The sequence below is a fragment of the Streptomyces sp. yr375 genome (assembly GCF_900110755.1).
In the GTDB taxonomy this organism is placed as follows: Bacteria; Actinomycetota; Actinomycetes; order Streptomycetales; family Streptomycetaceae; genus Streptomyces.
This window is the reverse complement of the sequence record NZ_FOFF01000037.1, coordinates 51,793-68,960: the sequence shown is the minus strand read 5'-3', so window position 1 is coordinate 68,960 and position 17,168 is coordinate 51,793. Positions and strand designations below refer to the sequence as shown.

Below are 17,168 nucleotides of genomic sequence, written 5' to 3'. Positions count from 1 at the left end.
CTCAGTCGAGACAGAACTCGTTGCCCTCGACGTCCTGCATCGCGATGCAGGACTCGTTGTCGTCATCGGCGACCAGCACCTGCACGCACACCGCGCCGAGCGCGACCAGCCGTGCGCACTCGGCCTGAAGCGTGGCGAGACGCTCTTCCCCTACGAGCCCGGTGCCGACCCGCACATCGAGGTGCACCCGATTCTTGACGACCCTGCCCTCGGGGACACGCTGGAAGTACAACCGCGGTCCCACACCGGAGGGATCACTACAGGAGAACCACGCACCCCGATCCTCCGGAGACTGGGCGCGATGGAAGTCGTCCCACGTCGCGAACCCCGCCGGCGGTTGCGGCACGACGTACCCCAACACCTCGCACCAGAAACGAGCGACGCGCTCCGGGTCCGCGCAGTCGAAGGTGACCTGGAACTGCTTGATCGATGACATCGGCGCACCATAGCAGGGGGCGCTGATGCTCAATTCCGGTGCGGATCCGCATGCTGTCGAAAAAGCGACCCCTGCCGGCCGTGAGTAGGGTGGCGGCATGTACACGCGGGGGCGCAGGCTCAGATTCACAGCGGTTTCGGCGATGGTCGTGCTGGCCTTGACCGGGTTCTCGACGAGCCACGGTCAGGGGAGCGACAGCCAGGACAGCCCGGGCGGGGGCGCGGGCGGTTGTAGCAACTCCAGCCAGGACCACGACAGTTCGTCGACGCCGAGCAGTAGCGGTACGTACCGTTCGCAGCCCACCCGCACTTCCACCCCTTCCACCCCCACGGCGTCCCCCTCCGGCGACACCGCCCCGCCCATGAAGGACGGCACCGCCGTACTCGTGCGGTGCGCGAGCACGGACGACCCGTACGCGACCGTCGAGGTGAGGAATCCCAACGGCCGCGACGGCCTCTTCACCGTGAAGATCAGCTTCAAGGACGAACACGGCTCCACCATCATCGACACCGCCGATCAGGTGTCGGTGTCCGCGCAGGACAAGGCAACCGTCCGGGTGCCCGTCGCCAGTACGGGGCGCGTGGCCGAGATCGATCACTGCGAGGTCGACCCACGGGCCACCGCCGACCGGTGAAACCCGGATGCCCGACACCGGCCCGGTCCGCTAATGTCTCCGTCGTGCAGGTGCGCAGGCTGCGGATACTTCGCCTATCAAGCGGGTGACGCGGGTTCGAATCCCGTCGCCGGCCCCGGCCGGTGTCGTCCAGTGGCCCAGGACTCCTACGTTTCCGCCGCCGACCCTGATCTCTGCACACTCAACTCGTGAACGGCACCTGCGGCGAGGAAGCCGCATCGGTGCGGAAAGGGTGCCGCCACAAGCCTTGTTCGGCCAGTCGCGGCAACACGCCCTCGCCGAACCAGTACGCCTCCTCGAGATGCGGATACCCGGACAGGACGAACTCCTCGATCCCCAGCGCCGCATACTCCTTGATCCGCTCGGCGACCTCCGCGTGGCTGCCGACCAGCGCGGTCCCCGCACCCCCGCGCACCAGCCCGATCCCGGCCCACAGGTTGGGATGGATCTCCAGCCCGTCCCGGCCCCCGCCGTGCAGCGCGAGCATCCGCCGCTGCCCCTCGGACTCACTGCGCGCCAGCCCCGCCTGGACGGACCTCACGGTCTCCGCGTCGAACCCGGAGAGCAGCCGATCGGCCTCCGCCCAGGCCTCTTCCGAGCTGTCCCGGGTGATGACGTGCAGCCGGATCCCGAACCGCAGGGTCCGCCCCTGCTTCGCCGCGAGCCCCCGCACCCAGGCGATCTTCTCGGCGACCTGCGCCGGCGGCTCGCCCCAGGTGAGGTAGACGTCGACGTGCTGCGCGGCGATCTCACCGGCGATGGGCGAGGACCCCCCGAAGTACACCTCGGGCACCGGATGCGGCACCCGGGCCAGCTTCGCGTCCTCGACCCGCAGATGCTCGCCCTTCAGGTCGACGGTCTTGCCCTCCCACAACTCCCGCACGATCTCCAGGAATTCGCCCGTACGGCGATAACGGTCGTCCTTGTCCAGGAAGTCGCCGTAGGCCCGCTGCTCGTGGCTCTCGCCGCCGGTGACCACGTTCAGCAGGAGCCGTCCGCCGGTCTGCCGCTGGAAGGTGGACGCCATCTGCGCGGCGAGCGTCGGTGAGACGGAGCCGGGCCGGAACGCGACGAGGAACTTCAGGTGCTCGGTGTGCTGGCTGACCATGGCGGTGGTCAGCCAGGCGTCCTCGCACCAGGCCCCGGTCGGGGTGAGCGCGCCCACGAAGCCGAGGTCCTCCGCGGCGCGGGCGATCTGGCTGAGGTAGGCGACCGTCGGCGGCCGGTCCCGTCCGGAGGCGGTGGCGGGGGTGCCATGACCGCCGCCGACGACATGGCGGCTGTCCCCGTTGGTGGGGAGGAACCAGTGGAAGGTGAGGGACATGCGGGTCTCCGATCGAGGGGGCGTCGAGTCGAGGGGCCTTCGAAAGCACTGGCTAGAGCAGGCCGTGGCGGGGCGAATGCGTGCCGTTGAGGACATACCGGCCGATGTGCCGGATCTTCCAGCGGGTGGGGTCGTGCAGGGTGTGTGTGCGGGCGTCGCGCCAATGCCGGTGCAGATTGAGCGAGTTGAGCGCGGACCGGGTGCCGGACACCTCGAACAGGGCGCTCGCCATTTCCACCGCCGCCTGCGCCGCCGTCACCTTCACGGCGGCGACCGCGATGGACGCCTCGGCCGCCGTGTCGTCGGTGAGGTCGGCGTGCGCCGCGTTCACCGCCCGGGCGGCCTCGCGCAGCAGCGCCGCCGACGCCCTTACCTGGAGGGCGAGTTCACCGAACCGCTGGATCAGCAGCGGGTCCTCGGCGGCCGTCTACACGTTGCTCTCGAACCACGGCCTGCTCTTCGTCCGCACGAACAGGGCCGCCTCGGCGAGGGCGCCCGCCGCGATGCCCGCGTCGATGGCGGCATGCAGCAACTGGGCCACGGCACCGTGGAGTTGGGGCCCCTTGAAGGTGAGGTGGTGCGGCAGGACGCGGTCGCCCGGCACCGGGACGCCGTCGAGCCGGACGGTGCCGCTGGCCGTCGTCCGCTGGCCGAGCCCGTCCCAGTCGTCGATCACGGTGAGGCCTGGGGCGTCGGACGGCACGTAGGCGACGTGGAGTTGGCCGTCCTCGGCGCGGGCCAGTACGGGGATCCAGTCGGCGAAGAGGGCTCCGGTGCAGTAGTGCTTGACCCCGTTGAGCACGTACGAGCCGTCGGGCTGCGGCTCCAGGCGCGTCCTGATGTCCTGCACGTGTTTCGTGCCCGCCTCCGACTGGCGTTGCCGAAGCGCCGCCCTGCGAGCAGTTCGGCGAAGAAGAACTTCCGCTGTTCCGAGGTCCCCTGACGGCGGATCACGTTTACGTAGGCGAAGTGGCTCTGCGGGATCTGCGCGAGGCTGGCGTCGGCGGTGGCGAGCAGGCGGAAGATCTCCGCGAGGGTCTGCGCGTCGACGTCCGCGCCGCCGTGGTCGGCGGGGACGGTGACGGCGAGCAGTCCGGAGCCGGACAGCCGGTCCAACTCTTCGCGGGACAGCCGACGTTCGGCGTCCCGCGCGGCGGCTCCCGTACGGAACTCGGCGGCCAGGGCGGCGGCCACGGCGAGCGCCTCGGCGGCGTCGGCGATGACGTGCGCGGCCACCGGGGACGTGTCGGGGTCGGTCACCTCGCTCAGCTCGCCACGGCCAGGTAGGGCGTGCGTCCGAGCGCGGCCGAGAACTGGTCGACGACCTGGCCGAGCGCGTCGACGGCGGCCGGGGCGACCGTGACGGAGCCGTCCTCGTGGGCGGTGATGTCCTTGTCGAGGGTGAACCAGCCCTGCACGATGTGGGCCGCGCCCATGGAGTTGAGCACGGGACGCAGGGCGTAGTCGATGGCCAGGACATGGGCGGTGGAGCCGCCGGTGGCCAGCCGCAGGACCGTCTTCCCGGCCAGCGCGTACTGCGGGAGCAGGTCGAGGAGCGCCTTGAGGACCCCGGAGTAGGACGCCTTGTAGACGGGGGTGGCGACGATGACGCCGTCGGCGCGCGCGAACAGTTCGGTCGCCTCGACGATCGCCGGGTGCCGGAAGTCCGCGCCGAGCAGGGCCTCGGCCGGGATCGTACGGACGTCGAGCGGGATCACCTCGTGCCCCTGCGCGGCGAGCCGCTGGTCGAGGTGGCGCAGCAGGCGGCCGGTGCGGGAGGAGTCGGAGGGGCTGCCTGAGACGGACAGGACGGTGGCCATGGGTCCTCTTTCGAAGGAGCCCGGGACGCCCTCGGAGGAAAGGGCGCCCCGGCAGGGAGCGGTCGGAAATACCAGGCGGGTCGGGGCAGTTCGCCCTCGACGACGACATCGGGGACCCAGGAGGCGAATCTCACGGGCACGGCGGACACCCGGAACTCCTGTTGCGGAGTTTTCGGGCACGCCGAATTCCACGCACACAAAAAGGCGGTGCGGAATTCAGGAGGCGCGGGGAGTGAACGAGAGAACGCGGCGGATCACAGGAGAGGGATGACGGAGATCAGGCCGCGGCGCAACAGGAGGCGCTGGAAACGCGCGCGAGGTCGACATGGCGTCGCCGCGTGAGGTCCAGTCGCATCTTCATGCCGTCGATCGTGGCAGTCGCCGACGACGGCAGTCAAGGAAAACCCGACCGGTCTCGTATCGCGGACCATGGAATTCCACGAAGGCGAGACCGGGAAACCCTTGAACGGCCGTCGAATAGCCGTCGAATAACCCATCACGCTCGACCCTCGGCCGAGTCAGTCCTCGTCGGGCGATGCCGGGACCACGACGAGGAACGCGTCCGACTTCAGGTCCATGACCACGGTCGCGGGCTGTCCCTCCGCCCTGCGGCGCGCCGCGTACTCCTCCGCCGGCCACGATCCACGCGGACCTCCCGCAGAGAACCGCTCCAACACCTTCGCACGCATCGCGGCAGGCACCTCCAGCCGGGTAGCGGACAACTGCCGTCAGAGATGCGCCTGCCCGCGATCGATGCGATCATGTCCGGTCGGGGGCGCACCGCCCGCAACACCCCTGCGCAGCAGGCGCACAGAACCCCTCACCCAACCCCCCCTCACACAACGCACCGGGAGCACCACCATGGCCAAGATCCTCTTCGTGATGACCGGCGTCGACCACTGGACGCTCGCCGACGGCACCAAGCACCCCACCGGCTTCTGGGCCGAGGAGGCCGCCGCACCGTACGAGGCGTTCCGGGCGGCCGGTCACGAGGTCGTCGTCGCCACGCCCGGCGGCGTGGTCCCCACGGTGGACAAGGGCAGCCTCGCCGCCGAGGTCAACGGCGGGCAGGAGGGCGCCGACCGGATCGCCGCCACGCTCGCCGACATGACCGAGCTGGAGCGGCCGATCCGCCTGGAGGACGTGGACCTCGACGACTACGCGGCCGTCTTCTACCCCGGCGGGCACGGCCCGATGGAGGACCTGGCCGTGGACGCCGTCTCCGGCCGGCTCCTGATCGACGCCCTGGGCTCGGGCCGGCCGCTGGGAGTCGTCTGCCACGCGCCGGCCGCGCTCCTGGCCGCCGTGAAGGAGGACGGCTCCAACGCCTTCGCGGGCTACCAGGTCGCCGCCTTCACCAACGCCGAGGAGATCCAGGCCGGTTTCGGCGAGAAGGCGAAGTGGCTGCTGCACGACCGGCTGACCGAGGCGGGCGTCGACGTCCAGGTCGGCGAGCCGTGGGCACCGAAGGTGGTCGTGGACCGCAACCTGGTCACCGGCCAGAACCCCGCCTCCTCCGCCCCGCTCGCCGTCGAACTGCTCAAGAAGCTCGGATAACGGCTCCCACCACTACACATAAAGGGCGAATAAGGGCAGAATGAAGGTGCGCGGCGCTCACCGCACACCGCACCCGACGCGGTCAGGCCTGCAAGTCAAAGGAGACGAGTCATGGCCAACGTCTCGCCCGGCAGAAGTGACATATCGACCCACCCCGACGTATCCGAGATGCGGGTCCGCTACGACCGGATGCTCGGCGGTCGTGATGTGGCGCTCGTGGACGGACCGGTGTTCCTGCTCGGTCTGTACTGCGCCGTGTCCCCGTGGATACTCCACTACACCGTCAGCCAGCCGGCACTGGTGACCCACAACCTGATCGTCGGCATCGCGATCGGTCTGCTGGCCCTCGGGTTCACGGCGGCCCCCGCCCGCATGTACGGCCTGAGCTGGGCCATGTGCGCGCTGGGCGTATGGATGATCATCGCGCCGTGGGTCGTCGGCGACAGCCCGGACGCCGGTGTCGCCGTCAACAACATCATCATCGGCGCTCTGGCAGTGATCCTGGGGGCGATGTGCGCCTTCACGGCGGCGAGAAGCGTCCCGAAGCCGTAGAACAAGGAGTCGGCGGCCAGAGGCCGGAGACAGGCACCAGCCACCAGTCACGAGGAACAGGAAGGCGGCGGGGCCGGTCCGCGGACGCGGAGCGGCCCCGCCGCACTGTCGCGCCCAGGTGGGCGGCCTCCGGCACGGTCAGGTGCCGTGCCGGGGCACCGCCTGACGTCAGGTGACGTTGAGCGCGGTGTCGTCGATGACGAACGACGTCTGGAGCTTGGAGCCCTCCGTGCCGGTGAACTTGAGCGTGACGGTCTGACCGGCGTAGCCGCCGAGGCTGAAGGTGCGCTGGGTGTAGCCGGAGGCGGCGTCGAGGTTCGAGTACGTGGCCAGGGTGCCCAGGACCGTGCCCGAGCTGTTGAGCACCTGCACCCCCAGGGTGTCGTAGGCCGTGCTGGTGGTGGTCTCCGCGGTGTCGATGTGGAGGTAGAGAGCGAGGGTCGCCGAGCAGCCGGACGGGATGGTCACCGACTGGGAGAGGGTCTCGGTGCCGGCGGTGCCGTTGCCGCCGAGCAGGGCGTAGTAGGAGCCCGAACGGGCGGACTCGCCGGTGGAGTTGGTGATGACGCCGCTGGTGGCGCTCCAGGTCGTGGCGCCGGACTCGAAGCCGGCGTTGCCGAGCAGTTGGGTGTCGGCGCAGTCGGTGCCGCCGTCGTCACCGCCGCCGCTGCCGCTCGCGCCCGACAGCCATTCGGTGGCGTTGAGGGCGAGGGCGGCGTTGGTGGCGCCGGTGTCGTTCCAGCCGTCGTAGAGGGTGTTGCCGGACTGGCCGGTGCCGTCGTCGATGGGCGAGCTGTCGCCCCAGAAGGCGACCCGGCCGCTGCCGAAGGTGCTGGTGGCGAAGAAGGCGCCGGTGTTCCCGGAGTAACCGCTGCGGTACAGCAGGCCCTTGACGGAGGAGTTGTCGGCCGGCTTGAGGGTGGCCGTGGTGCCGGAGGCGATCAGGCTCTTGGTGACGGTGCCGAAGGAGCCGTGCAGGACGGGGTCGGCGCTGTCGCTGATCGCGGCCGGGTAGCCGGAGCTGATGGAGAGGGAGTCGATGGAGAAGCCGAACGGGTCGGTGGAGTCGACGCTGTTGTTCGTCATCAGGTCGTTGAGGATCTCGACCGCGTCCTCGCCGTCGTTGTTGCGGTCGGCGCCCGTGTGGTCGGAGATCATGAACAGACCGCCGCCGTTCTTCACGAAGTTCATGATCGCCGTCTTCTCGGCGGTGGTGAACAGCGTGTTGGGCTCCGGCAGGACCAGGGTGTCGAAGTTCGACAGGTCGGTGGCCGACGAGCCGCCGTAGCCGAGGCTGGAGCCCGACGGGAGCGTCTTGAGGCTGTAGTCGCCCGTCTTCTGGAGGGCGACGCCCCAGGAGGACAGCGCGCCGGTCCAGTCCGACTCGGCGGACGGGGAGGAGTCCTGGCCGAGCGGGTCGGGCTGGCTGGTGGAGACGATCCAGTCGGCGTTGCCGGCCGTCTCGGCGTGGGCGTTGTCGAACAGGACGCGGTGGGGGGTGGCCGCGTGGGCGGGCGTGGCGCTGGTGCTGACCTGTAGGGCGGCTCCGGTGGCGAGCAGCCCGAGGCCGGCCAGGAGAGTGCTGAGCTTGCGGCGGGATCTCTGTGATCCGAGCATCCGGCGAACCTCCGTGAGATGGGGGGCACGAAGAAGACACGAAAGGACACGAGGCGGGTGCGGGCGCCTGATCTGCGCGCGTAGACCCCACATCGAAGGGTTCCGCAGGCTCTACACGCGTGGACTGATTTGAAAGGTACATGGCATGCCCGCCCGGTGAACATCAAACGCGGGCAATGAGCGTGCGTGGAAACGTCAACGCTTCGAGCGCCGCCCGGCGCGGCGGACTGCCCCGGCGCGCAGCGGGCACAAGCACTGCATCGGGGTCCCACGGAGAAGCGGAGGGGCGGAGATGGAGATCGACGGCCTCATCAGTGCCATCTTCATCGGCATCATCATCGGCGTACTGGGACGGCTCGTCGTCCCGGGCCGTCAACGCATCGGAGTGCTGTGGACGATCGGCGTCGGCATCGTGGCCGCGCTGATCGGCTCGGCGCTCGCCACCGGGCTCGGCGTGGCCGACACCAAGGGCGTCGACTGGATCGAGTGGCTCATCCAGATCGCCCTCGCCGCGGTGGGCGTGGCGGCACTGGACCGGGCGAAGGGACGGCGCTGACGGACGGGGCGACACCGCCGGACCGGCACCTCTCCCACGGCGTCGCCCCTCCCGCCCCACTCCCCGCCCCTCCCTCTCTCCCCCTACCGCTCACCGCCTACTTCGCGTACACGTACGGCGTCGTCGTGCTCAGGGCCGCGAAGCCGAGGCGTTGGAGGATGGGACGGCTCTGGTCGGAGGCGTCGACCTGGAGGTAGCGGTAGCCGCGCTCGGCGGCGATGCGGGCGCGGTGGGCGATCAGCGCCCGGTAGACGCCTCGGCCGCGCCAGGCCTCGACGGTGCCGCCGCCCCACAGCCCGGCGAAGCTCGTGCCGGGGATCAGTTCCATCCGCGCCGAACTCACCGGCACGTCCCCGGCCATGGCGAGGAGGGCGACGAACACGTCGGGCTCGGCGCCGAGGCGGGCGTGCAGGAGGTCGCGCAGCCAGGAGCCGTCGTGGCCGAAGGCCTTCTCGTTCGCCTCGACCATGAGCTCGATGCCCGCCCGGTCGGTGACGGGGACGATGCGGACGCCCTCGGGCGGTTCGGCGTCGCCGAGTTGGTCGGCCGTCTCGCCGATCATCAGGGTCTCCTGCGGATCGGCCGTGAAACCGGCCGCCGTGAGCCGTTGCCCGAGGTCAGCCGGGCGGTCGTGCCCGTACAGCTTCCACTCGAACTCGTGGCCGAGCCGGGTGAAGTGGGCGACGTGCTCCGCGATCGCCGCGTCGGCGTCGGCGGAGTCCAGGTCCGACCAGAGGACACCGCTCCAGCCGCCCTCGCCGCCGATGTGCCGGACCACGCCCCCGGTCCGCTCGACACGGGCGTCGGAGGTCTCGGGGCGCGCGCCTTCGCGCATCTCCCGGTCGTACAGGGCGAGTACCGCGGCATGATCCATACGGCCCACTCCAGCATCCCGGCGCACCCCTCACAAGGGGATTACGGCCGCAGGCCCCCTGCTTCCACGGGGGCCTGCGGGCCGACCGGGCCGACCTACCGGCCGTCCTCACGGCAGGAGACGGCGGTCAGCGCTCCGTGCGCGGGCGGAACCTGCGGTAGAGGGCCGCTCCGCCGAGCACCATGGCCGTGCTGCCGGCGAGGGCGGGCAGGGTGGCGTCGGCTCCCGTGCGGGCCAGCGAGGACACGGCCTCGGGCGCTTTGGCCTGGGCCGCGAGGGCGGGGGCGTGGGCGGGGGTGTGCGCGGCGGGCTTCGGGCCCGGGTGCTGGGGCTCGGACGGCGGGTTGTCGTGCCGCACCGGCGGCTGCGGCGCGGGCTCGACGGGCCGCGCGGGCTCCTCGCCGGAGGCGTTGACGGACTCGTTGCCGAACGCCGGGTTCGCGATGCCGACGACGTTCACGCTGTTGCCGCTGACGTTCACCGGGAGGTGGACCGGCAACTGGACCCCGTTGCCGGACAGGACGCCCGGCGAGTCCTGCGCGCCGCCGTTAGCCGTGGCGCCGCCGTCCGACGCGGCACCGTGCGCCCCGGGGGCGGCGGCCTCGCCCTTGTCGGCACAGGTGTTGCCCGCGGCGGGGTTCAGCAGTCCCGCCACGTTCACCGTGTTCCCGCACAGGTTCACCGGGAGGTTCACCGGGAGCTGCACACCGTTGCCGGAGATCAGCCCGGGTGAGCCGGCCGCGGAGCCGTTCGCCGCCGAGTCGGCGTGTGCGGGCAGTGTCACGGCCATCGCGCCGGAGACTGCGGCGACGGCCAGCACACCGGTTCGGGTAACCCGTCTCATGGGGTCCCTGCCTTCCAGACATGGATCGCGGGCACTCGCCCGCACCCGATAGAACGCCCGCGAGGCATCCCGCGTTATGCCTGAACCCCCTTTCACCCCATTGGGTGCCCGCTGCGTCGAACTGATGTCACCCCCCGGCGCAGGGGCCGCCGAAGGGGCTGCCGGGCGGTGTCCAGGCCGCCCGGAGGCGGGTCGTGCGGAGGCCGCTTATCGTGATCGAGGGCGCCGTTCCCGGACCGCTGCGGGCGTCCTTGGAGGCACTGATGCTGGCCAAGCTGCCGAGGCGGCCCGGGCCCGGGCTGCGACGCTGCGCGCTCGCCGCGACCGCCGCACTGACCCTGCTGGGCGCGGGCCTGCCGACGGCCACCGCGCACCGCGCCACCGACGCCGACGACCGCCCGGACCTGTCCCGGTTCTACGGCCAGAAGATCGTGTGGTCGGCGTGCAAGGGCGAGGGCATGCCCAAGGACCTCCAGTGCGCCAAGCTGACCGTCCCCCTCGACTACGCCCGCCCCAAGGCCCGCACGCTCGACCTCGCGCTCGCCCGCTACCGGGCCACCGGCCACAGACGCGGCTCGGTGGTGCTCAACTTCGGCGGCCCCGGCGGCGCGGGCGTCCCTGAACTCGCCTACAGCGGCAAGGAGTTCATGGATCTGACCGACGCCTACGACGTGGTCACCTTCGACCCCCGGGGCGTCGGCCGCTCCTCCCCCGTGAGCTGCGGGGACGGCGAGGACAGCGGGCTGGCCTCGCTGGACGACGAGTCGGCGCGCGCCGATCCGCGGGCCCTCCTCGCCCGCCTGAAGCGGGCCGCCGCCGACTGCGTGGAGCACTCCGGCCCGGTCCTGCCGCACATCGGCACCGTCGACGCGGCGCGCGACCTGGACGTGATGCGCCAGGCGCTCGGCGACAAGAAGCTCACCTACCTGGGCTTCTCGTACGGCACCCGGCTCGGCGCGGTCTACGCCGCCCGGTTCCCCGACCGGGTCGGCCGGCTGGTCCTGGACGGCGTCGACACGCTGACCGAACCGCTCACGGAGCAGGGGATCGCGGGCGCGCGGGGGCAGCAGGTGGCGCTGGACGACTTCGTCGGCTGGTGCGTGAAGGACATCGCCTGCCCGTTCGGGCAGGATCCGCGCGTGGCCCGCGAGGAGGTCGTGCGGCTCGTCCGCTCGCTCGACGACGATCCGGTGCCGACGGACTTCGGCGCCGACTTCTCCGGTCAGGATCTCGTCGGCGCTCTCGGACAGGGGCTGTACAGCAGGCAGTTGTGGCCGTTGCTGGAGCGGGCGCTGGCCCAGCTCATCGAGAGCGGCGACGCCAGCGGGGTGATGGGCTTCGCGGCCGGCGGCTTCGCCTTCCCGCTCCTCCACCCACTCCCGCTGCCGCATCCGCTGCCCTTCCCGCTGCGGGCGCCGGGCCGCGTCGAGCCGACTCCCGGGGCGCTGGTCGACGCGGAGGACGTGCCCCTCGACAACCTGCCCGCGGCGCTGATGGCGATCAACTGCGCGGACGACCCGGACCGTCCCAGCGCCGGGCAGTTCACGTCGGACCTGCGACGGCTGCGGGCCGCGTACGACAAGGCGTCACCGGTGTTCGGGCAGTACCGCCTCACCGAGGTCCTGATGTGCTACGGCCGTCCCAAGGGCACCGACTTCATCCGCGACGAGGTGAAGAACCTGCGCACGCCGAAGATGCTGCTGGTCGGCACGCGCGGCGACCCGGCGACGCCGTACCGGTGGACCGTGGAGACGGCGAAGCGGCTCGGTTCCTCGGCCGTGGTGCTCGACAACAAGGGTGAGGGGCACACCGGTTACGGGTCGTCCAAGTGCGTGCACCGCAAGGTCGACGACTTCCTGCTGTACGGCTCCCTGCCGCCCAGCGGCAGTTCCTGCGGGCCCGACGAGGACGACGGCTGAGTGCGCCGGTTCCTGCCGCTGCTGCTCGTCGCCCTCGCCGCCGCCGGGACGACGGCCGCCGCGTGCGCCCTGTCCGCCCGGTGGTGGCTCGCAGCCGTCCCGGCGCTGGCGCTGACCTGCCTGGGCGGCCGGGACCTGCTGCAACGCCGCCGCCCCGTACTGCGGGGCCACCCGTTGACCGGGCGGCTGCGGTATCCGGCGGCGCGGGTGCTCGACGAAGGCGAGGAAGACCGGGACGAGTTCCTGGTGCCCTCGCTGCACCCCGTCGAGGCGGCCGAGGAGGCGCCGGTGGTGCGGGTGGGCGGGCCCGACTGCGTCCAGCCGTACGACATGGCGCTGCTCAACGTGTCCGCGATGAGTTTCGGGGCACTGTCCTCGCACGCGGTCCTCGCCCTCAACCGGGGTGCGGCGCTGGGCCGTTTCGCGCAGGACACCGGGGAGGGCGGACTGTCGGAGTACCACCTGCGGGGCGGCGGCGATCTCATCTGGGAGATCGGGACGGGGTACTTCGGCTGCCGCACCGCCGACGGGGGTTTCGACGTACGGGAGTTCGCGGACAAGGCGGCGCTGCCCGAGGTGAAGTGCGTGTCGCTGAAGCTGTCCCAGGGGGCGGCGGCGGGCGGCGGCGGGGTGCTGCCGGGGGTGAAGGTGAACGCCGAGGTCGCCCGGGAGCGGCGGGTGCCGGTGGGTGAGCCGGTGGTGTCTCCGCCCTGCCACCGGGTGTTCTCGACGCCCCGGGAACTGGTGCTGTTCCTGGGCCGGTTGCGGGAGTCGGCGGGCGGCAAGCCGGTCGGGGTCAAGCTGTGCGTGGGGTCGCGGCAGGAGTTCCTCGCGGTGTGCAGGGCGATGCTGGCGGAGGGCGTGACGCCCGACTTCGTGGTGGTGGACGGGTCGGAGGGCGGCACGGGCGCAGCGCCCACCGGATTCGCCGGACGCCTCGGCATGCCGCTCACCGAGGGGCTGATCACCGTGCACAACGCGCTGGTCGGTGTCGGACTGCGCGGCCGGGTCCGGATCGGGGCGAGCGGCTGGGTGGCCACCGGCCCGGACCTCGTCAAACGCCTTGTCCAGGGCGCCGATTACACGAACGCGGCCCGCGCGATGATGCTCGCCGTCGGCTGCGTCCGCGCCCGGCGCTGCCACACCGGCGACTGCCCGTCCGGCGTCGCGACGCAGGACCCGCTGCGGGAGCGCGCCGTGGACGTGGCCGCCGGGGCCGACCGGGTCCGGCGCTACCAGCGGGAGACGGTGCGCGACGCCGTCGCGGTCATGGCGGCGATGGGCGTCCGCGCGCCGGGCGAGCTGACCCCCGCCCATCTGGTCCGGCGGGCGGACCCGGGCCCGCCGCGCTCGTACGCGGAGCTGTACGAGTGGCTCGCGCCGGGCGAACTCCTCGCCGGGCCCCCGCAGTCGTGGGCGGCGGACTGGAAGGGAGCGGATCCGGACAACTTCCGCTGACGCCAAGGCGGTTACGCGGACGGGCCGCTCACGAACGCGTCGATCGCCGCGGTCAGCTCGGCCGGCTTCTCGACGGGGAGTTCATGGCCGGCGTCGAGGATGCGGACGGTGGCGTCCGGGTACGCCTTGGCCATCCGCAGCATCTGCCGCACCGGGAGCTGGATGTCGTGGTAGCCGTGGATCATCAGCGTGGGGGCCTGGATCTGCCCGACCCGGTCCAGGACGTCGAAGGCCCGCATGGCGCCGTACAGCGTCATGACGACCTCGCGCGGAGTGGCCGCGGACGCCTTCACGTACGCGCGGATCTCGTCGCGGGGGTAGCCCGGGGCGAAGGCGCGCTGGATGTTGGCGGCGACGAACAGTTTGAACGGGACGAGCGTCGAGGCCCCCATCAGCAGGCCCCGGCCGCGGCTGTACGTCATGCGGCCGATGGAGTTCACCAGGACCATGCGCTCGACGCGCTCGGGGTGGGAGAGGGCGACGGTCTGCGCGATCATCCCGCCCATCGAGTGGCCGACCGGCACGAACCGCTCGACGCCCAGGTGGTCGAGGAGGGCGAGGAGGTCGTTCGCCAGTTCCGCGACCGTCTTCACGCCCGCCCCGCCGCTCTCGCCGTGCCCGCGCAGGTCGAACCGGATCACCCGGCGCCGCTCGGCGAAGTGCGCCACCTGGTGGTCCCAGCGGTGCCGGTTCGCCGTCCAGCCGTGCACGAAGACCAGGGGCACGCCGTCGCCGTCGCGCGGGCCCTCGTCGTCGTACGTGAGTGCTGCGCCGTCGACTTCGAGCTGCGGCATGGGTGCCTCCTGCGGTGCGGTGCGGTCCGGTCCCGGTTACTGACGCGTACCGTAACCGGCCGCGAGGCCGCCGTCACCGTCGTGCGCCGGGGAGTTCGGGAAGTGCCCGCCGGACGATTCGGACCTATCGTGCTGTTATGGAGCACGCACTGAGCCCCGCGACCCTCTCCGAACTGCGCCGCCCGCGTCCCTACCCCGCGGTGTCCGTGCTGACGCCGACCCATCGCCGCGAACCCGGGAACGCCGAGGACCGGGTCCGGCTGCGCAATGTCGTGGCCGAGGCGAAGAAACAGTTGGACAGCGACCCGGCGGTGACCCGCAAGCGGCGCGCCGACGTCGCCGGGCAGCTCGACCGGGCCCTCGCCGAGATCGACCTGGCGCACCCCGAGGACGGCCTGGTCATCTACGCCGCCCCGGGCGAGCACCAGGTGTGGTCGCTGGCCCGCGCCGTCCCCGAGCGGGTCGTGCTCTCCGACACCTTCCTGACCCGCAACCTGGTCTCCGCGCAGGCCGCCGAACGGCCGTTCTGGGTGCTGGCGGTCTCCGCCGACCGCGTCACCCTGTGGAACGGCGGCGCGGACCGGGTCACCGAGGAGCACGCGGGCGGCTTCCCGCTGACCCGCGACCGGGAGAACTTCGACGCCGAGCGCCAGGAGCGGATCGGCGACCCGCCCAGCACCTTCCGCGACGAGGACACCCGGCACTTCCTGCGCGACGCCGACACCGCCGTGGCCCGCCTGCTGCGGGAGGATCCGCGGCCGCTGTACGTCACCGGCACGCAGGCGGCGCTGTCCTGCCTCGACGAGTTGGGCTCGGTCACCCGGGAGGCGGTGCACATCCTGCACGGCGGGCTCTCCCACGCCGCGCCGGACGCCGTGTGGCAGGCGGTGCGTCCGCGGCACGACGCCGAGGCCCGCCGGGACACGTCCGCGCTGGCCCGGGTCCTCGACTCGGCCCGCGGCCACCGGATGTTCGCGGCCGGCGTCGACGAGGTCTGGCAGAACGCCCGGGAGGGCCGGGTGCGGCTGCTGGCCGTCGAGGAGAACTACCGGGTGACGGTGCGCGACGACGGCGCCCATCTCGTCCCGGCCGTGAGCGGCGACCTCGACGCCCGCGAGGACATCGTGGACGAGATCGTCGAACAGTGCCTGGAGACCGGCGCGGACGTGCGGTTCGTACCGGACGGCGCGCTGGGCGAGGCGGCCGCGATCGCGGGCGTGCTGCGCTACTGAAACCCGACTCCCTCCCCTGAACCGCCCGCTCCCCCCGGCGTACGCTACGGCGTGATCGCCGACCGGGAGGGAGAGCGCTCGTGGGTGACCTGCTGGGCGTTGCCGTACTGGGTGCCGGACACATGGGCGCCGACCACATCCGCCGCCTCGACCAGGTGGTGAGCGGCGCCAGGGTCGTCGCCGTGGCCGATCCCGACGCCGCGCGGGCGAAGGAGGCCGTGGCCGGGATCGAGGGGGCGACGGCGCACACGGAGCCGGCGGCCGCGCTCGACGCCCCCGGGGTCGAGGCCGTGCTGATCGCCTCGCCCGGTCCCGCGCACCAGGAGGCGCTGCTCGCGGCCTTCGCCCGGGGGCTTCCGGTGCTGTGCGAGAAGCCGATGGTGCCGGACTCCGCCGGGGCGCTGCGGGTGCTGGAGGCGGAGGCCCGGCTCGGGCGGCGGCTGGCGCAGATCGGGTTCATGCGGCGCTACGACGCCGAGTACCGCAGGCTCAAGTCCCTGCTGGACGACGGGCGGTTGGGCCGGCCGCTGATGCTGCACTGCACGCACCGCAACGCCAGCGCGCCGCCGGACTTCACCAGCGCGATGCTGATCGACAGCTCGGTGTCGCACGAGATCGACGCGGCCCGCTGGCTGCTGGGCCAGGAGCTGACCTCGGTCACCGTGCTGCGCCCGCGCCCTTCGTCCGGCGCTCCGCGGGGCCTGCTCGACCCGCAGTTCGTACTCTTCGAGACCTCCGATGGCGCGCTGGTCGACGTGGAGGTCTTCGTCAACTGCGGCTTCGGCTACCAGGTGCGGTGCGAGGCCGTGTGCGAGGCGGGCAGCGCGCGGATCGGCGACGAGCACGGGGTGCTCGTCACCACGCGGGGCACCGCCGGGACGCGGGTGCCCCAGGACTACCTGGTGCGGTTCGTGGACGCCTACGACCGCGAGGTGCAGGCGTGGGTCGACGCGACCCGGCGGGGCCGGGTCACCGGCCCGACCGCGTGGGACGGGTACGCGGCCTCCGTCGTCGCCGAGGCCGGGGTCCGGTCGCTGGAGAGCGGCGCGCGCGTCCCCGTCGAACTCGCCCCGCGCCCCGGCCTGTACGCCGGGGGCGGTCGCTGACACCGGGCGGGCCTCAGACGTTGCCGAGCAGGGCCTGCAGACCCCGGTCGACCGCCGCGTCGACGTCCTCCCGGCCGGCCGCGACCACGGCGTAGCTGCGCAGCAGGAAGCCGCGCAGGGCGCCCGTGTTGAACTGCAACAGGGCGAGTCCCAGCGGGGAGTGGAACTCCATCACCGTACGGGCCGGTCCGCAGGGCCAGATGTGCACGTCACCGCTGCCCGCCGGACCGTCCACGCCCTGCTCCAGCAGGGCCCGGCCGAAGGTCCAGGTGACCGCCTCGCCCGCGAGGGAGACCTCCGGCGGGAAGTCGACGTGCACGGCGAACGGGTCGGCGGCGTCGTAGCGGAGCGTGGCGGGCACGGGCAGCTCCTGGTCCTCCGCGGTGATGAGGCGGGCGCGGACGGGTTGTTCAAGAGTGATGTCCATGCATGTACGACCTCTCTG

At 72.0% G+C, this 17,168-nt stretch carries 19 protein-coding genes and 1 pseudogene; 8 read left to right on the top strand and 12 right to left on the bottom strand.

The features are described 5' to 3' along the window. Nucleotide 1 precedes the first annotated feature (1 nt). The gene (locus BMZ82_RS28665) at nucleotides 2-436 is read right to left on the bottom strand and encodes a VOC family protein (RefSeq protein ID WP_093780297.1); all 435 of its coding nucleotides are present in this window, start codon (nucleotides 434-436) and stop codon (nucleotides 2-4) included. Nucleotides 437-619: 183 nt separating this feature from the next. Continuing rightward, complete coding sequence (locus tag BMZ82_RS42090; protein ID WP_256252157.1) at nucleotides 620-766, bottom strand: hypothetical protein; 147 nt, start codon at nucleotides 764-766, stop codon at nucleotides 620-622. A gap of 31 nt (nucleotides 767-797) precedes the next feature. Here BMZ82_RS42090 and BMZ82_RS42085 point away from each other — a divergent pair, with 31 nt between their 5' ends. Beyond that, nucleotides 798-1,070 carry a hypothetical protein gene (locus BMZ82_RS42085; RefSeq protein WP_256252156.1) on the top strand — a complete coding sequence of 91 codons (273 nt, stop codon included), beginning with the start codon at nucleotides 798-800 and terminating at the stop codon, nucleotides 1,068-1,070. A 181-nt stretch (nucleotides 1,071-1,251) separates the two neighbouring features. Here the strand turns inward: BMZ82_RS42085 and BMZ82_RS28655 are convergent, their stop codons facing one another. The 5 genes and pseudogenes from BMZ82_RS28655 to BMZ82_RS40930 all read right to left on the bottom strand — a co-directional run bounded on the left by BMZ82_RS28655 (nucleotide 1,252) and on the right by BMZ82_RS40930 (nucleotide 4,903). Beyond that, complete coding sequence (locus BMZ82_RS28655; RefSeq protein ID WP_093780295.1) at nucleotides 1,252-2,394, bottom strand: LLM class flavin-dependent oxidoreductase; 1,143 nt, start codon at nucleotides 2,392-2,394, stop codon at nucleotides 1,252-1,254. A gap of 52 nt (nucleotides 2,395-2,446) precedes the next feature. Further along, nucleotides 2,447-3,630: pseudogene (locus BMZ82_RS28650) on the bottom strand (SfnB family sulfur acquisition oxidoreductase). Between the two features lie 29 nt (nucleotides 3,631-3,659). Further along, nucleotides 3,660-4,214, bottom strand: coding sequence for an NADPH-dependent FMN reductase (ssuE, locus tag BMZ82_RS28645; RefSeq protein WP_093780294.1), 555 nt, complete (start codon nucleotides 4,212-4,214; stop codon nucleotides 3,660-3,662). A 277-nt stretch (nucleotides 4,215-4,491) separates the two neighbouring features. After that, nucleotides 4,492-4,569, bottom strand: coding sequence for a putative leader peptide (locus BMZ82_RS42820; protein ID WP_350786652.1), 78 nt, complete (start codon nucleotides 4,567-4,569; stop codon nucleotides 4,492-4,494). Between the two features lie 163 nt (nucleotides 4,570-4,732). Then, on the bottom strand, nucleotides 4,733-4,903 hold the full coding sequence (locus tag BMZ82_RS40930) for a hypothetical protein (protein ID WP_177244699.1): 171 nt from the start codon (nucleotides 4,901-4,903) through the stop codon (nucleotides 4,733-4,735). Nucleotides 4,904-5,075: 172 nt separating this feature from the next. Here BMZ82_RS40930 and BMZ82_RS28640 point away from each other — a divergent pair, with 172 nt between their 5' ends. Together BMZ82_RS28640 and BMZ82_RS28635 are read left to right on the top strand one after the other, a co-directional pair. After that, complete coding sequence (locus BMZ82_RS28640; RefSeq protein ID WP_093780293.1) at nucleotides 5,076-5,771, top strand: type 1 glutamine amidotransferase domain-containing protein; 696 nt, start codon at nucleotides 5,076-5,078, stop codon at nucleotides 5,769-5,771. 111 nt (nucleotides 5,772-5,882) lie between these two features. Beyond that, nucleotides 5,883-6,323 (top strand): SPW repeat protein, encoded by a 441-nt coding sequence (locus BMZ82_RS28635; RefSeq protein WP_093780292.1) that lies wholly within the window; start codon nucleotides 5,883-5,885, stop codon nucleotides 6,321-6,323. A 168-nt stretch (nucleotides 6,324-6,491) separates the two neighbouring features. On the opposite strand, the gene BMZ82_RS28630 is transcribed toward BMZ82_RS28635, so the two are convergent. Then, nucleotides 6,492-7,940 (bottom strand): hydrolase, encoded by a 1,449-nt coding sequence (locus BMZ82_RS28630; RefSeq protein ID WP_093780291.1) that lies wholly within the window; start codon nucleotides 7,938-7,940, stop codon nucleotides 6,492-6,494. A 292-nt stretch (nucleotides 7,941-8,232) separates the two neighbouring features. Here BMZ82_RS28630 and BMZ82_RS28625 point away from each other — a divergent pair, with 292 nt between their 5' ends. Next, nucleotides 8,233-8,496 (top strand): GlsB/YeaQ/YmgE family stress response membrane protein, encoded by a 264-nt coding sequence (locus tag BMZ82_RS28625; protein WP_093780290.1) that lies wholly within the window; start codon nucleotides 8,233-8,235, stop codon nucleotides 8,494-8,496. A gap of 97 nt (nucleotides 8,497-8,593) precedes the next feature. On the opposite strand, the gene BMZ82_RS28620 is transcribed toward BMZ82_RS28625, so the two are convergent. Further along, on the bottom strand, nucleotides 8,594-9,370 hold the full coding sequence (locus BMZ82_RS28620; RefSeq protein ID WP_093780289.1) for a GNAT family N-acetyltransferase: 777 nt from the start codon (nucleotides 9,368-9,370) through the stop codon (nucleotides 8,594-8,596). Between the two features lie 127 nt (nucleotides 9,371-9,497). Further along, nucleotides 9,498-10,214 carry a chaplin gene (locus tag BMZ82_RS28615; protein WP_093780288.1) on the bottom strand — a complete coding sequence of 239 codons (717 nt, stop codon included), beginning with the start codon at nucleotides 10,212-10,214 and terminating at the stop codon, nucleotides 9,498-9,500. A 263-nt stretch (nucleotides 10,215-10,477) separates the two neighbouring features. Between BMZ82_RS28615 and BMZ82_RS28610 the strand changes: the two genes are divergently transcribed. Together BMZ82_RS28610 and BMZ82_RS28605 are read left to right on the top strand one after the other, a co-directional pair. Beyond that, nucleotides 10,478-12,133 carry an alpha/beta hydrolase gene (locus tag BMZ82_RS28610; RefSeq protein ID WP_093780319.1) on the top strand — a complete coding sequence of 552 codons (1,656 nt, stop codon included), beginning with the start codon at nucleotides 10,478-10,480 and terminating at the stop codon, nucleotides 12,131-12,133. Further along, on the top strand, nucleotides 12,134-13,591 hold the full coding sequence (locus BMZ82_RS28605) for an FMN-binding glutamate synthase family protein (protein ID WP_093780287.1): 1,458 nt from the start codon (nucleotides 12,134-12,136) through the stop codon (nucleotides 13,589-13,591). A gap of 11 nt (nucleotides 13,592-13,602) precedes the next feature. On the opposite strand, the gene BMZ82_RS28600 is transcribed toward BMZ82_RS28605, so the two are convergent. Next, the gene (locus tag BMZ82_RS28600; RefSeq protein ID WP_093780286.1) at nucleotides 13,603-14,385 is read right to left on the bottom strand and encodes an alpha/beta fold hydrolase; all 783 of its coding nucleotides are present in this window, start codon (nucleotides 14,383-14,385) and stop codon (nucleotides 13,603-13,605) included. Between the two features lie 137 nt (nucleotides 14,386-14,522). Here BMZ82_RS28600 and BMZ82_RS28595 point away from each other — a divergent pair, with 137 nt between their 5' ends. Beyond that, complete coding sequence (locus BMZ82_RS28595; RefSeq protein ID WP_093780285.1) at nucleotides 14,523-15,617, top strand: baeRF3 domain-containing protein; 1,095 nt, start codon at nucleotides 14,523-14,525, stop codon at nucleotides 15,615-15,617. Between the two features lie 80 nt (nucleotides 15,618-15,697). After that, entirely contained in the window at nucleotides 15,698-16,723 is a 1,026-nt protein-coding gene (locus BMZ82_RS28590) for a Gfo/Idh/MocA family protein (protein ID WP_093780284.1), read from the top strand. A gap of 13 nt (nucleotides 16,724-16,736) precedes the next feature. Here the strand turns inward: BMZ82_RS28590 and BMZ82_RS28585 are convergent, their stop codons facing one another. Further along, nucleotides 16,737-17,150, bottom strand: a complete 414-nt coding sequence (locus tag BMZ82_RS28585; RefSeq protein WP_093780283.1) for an SsgA family sporulation/cell division regulator — start codon at nucleotides 17,148-17,150, stop codon at nucleotides 16,737-16,739. Nucleotides 17,151-17,168 lie beyond the last annotated feature (18 nt).

Coding starts and splice junctions, on each gene's coding strand:
- BMZ82_RS28665 (WP_093780297.1), bottom strand. CDS start 436: ATGTCATCGATCAAGCAGTTCCAGGTCACCTTCGACTGCGCGGACCCG.
- BMZ82_RS42085 (WP_256252156.1), top strand. CDS start 798: ATGAAGGACGGCACCGCCGTACTCGTGCGGTGCGCGAGCACGGACGAC.
- BMZ82_RS28655 (WP_093780295.1), bottom strand. CDS start 2,394: ATGTCCCTCACCTTCCACTGGTTCCTCCCCACCAACGGGGACAGCCGC.
- ssuE (WP_093780294.1), bottom strand. CDS start 4,214: ATGGCCACCGTCCTGTCCGTCTCAGGCAGCCCCTCCGACTCCTCCCGC.
- BMZ82_RS42820 (WP_350786652.1), bottom strand. CDS start 4,569: ATGCGACTGGACCTCACGCGGCGACGCCATGTCGACCTCGCGCGCGTT.
- BMZ82_RS40930 (WP_177244699.1), bottom strand. CDS start 4,903: ATGCGTGCGAAGGTGTTGGAGCGGTTCTCTGCGGGAGGTCCGCGTGGA.
- BMZ82_RS28640 (WP_093780293.1), top strand. CDS start 5,076: ATGGCCAAGATCCTCTTCGTGATGACCGGCGTCGACCACTGGACGCTC.
- BMZ82_RS28635 (WP_093780292.1), top strand. CDS start 5,883: ATGGCCAACGTCTCGCCCGGCAGAAGTGACATATCGACCCACCCCGAC.
- BMZ82_RS28630 (WP_093780291.1), bottom strand. CDS start 7,940: ATGCTCGGATCACAGAGATCCCGCCGCAAGCTCAGCACTCTCCTGGCC.
- BMZ82_RS28625 (WP_093780290.1), top strand. CDS start 8,233: ATGGAGATCGACGGCCTCATCAGTGCCATCTTCATCGGCATCATCATC.
- BMZ82_RS28620 (WP_093780289.1), bottom strand. CDS start 9,370: ATGGATCATGCCGCGGTACTCGCCCTGTACGACCGGGAGATGCGCGAA.
- BMZ82_RS28615 (WP_093780288.1), bottom strand. CDS start 10,214: ATGAGACGGGTTACCCGAACCGGTGTGCTGGCCGTCGCCGCAGTCTCC.
- BMZ82_RS28610 (WP_093780319.1), top strand. CDS start 10,478: ATGCTGGCCAAGCTGCCGAGGCGGCCCGGGCCCGGGCTGCGACGCTGC.
- BMZ82_RS28600 (WP_093780286.1), bottom strand. CDS start 14,385: ATGCCGCAGCTCGAAGTCGACGGCGCAGCACTCACGTACGACGACGAG.
- BMZ82_RS28595 (WP_093780285.1), top strand. CDS start 14,523: ATGGAGCACGCACTGAGCCCCGCGACCCTCTCCGAACTGCGCCGCCCG.
- BMZ82_RS28585 (WP_093780283.1), bottom strand. CDS start 17,150: ATGGACATCACTCTTGAACAACCCGTCCGCGCCCGCCTCATCACCGCG.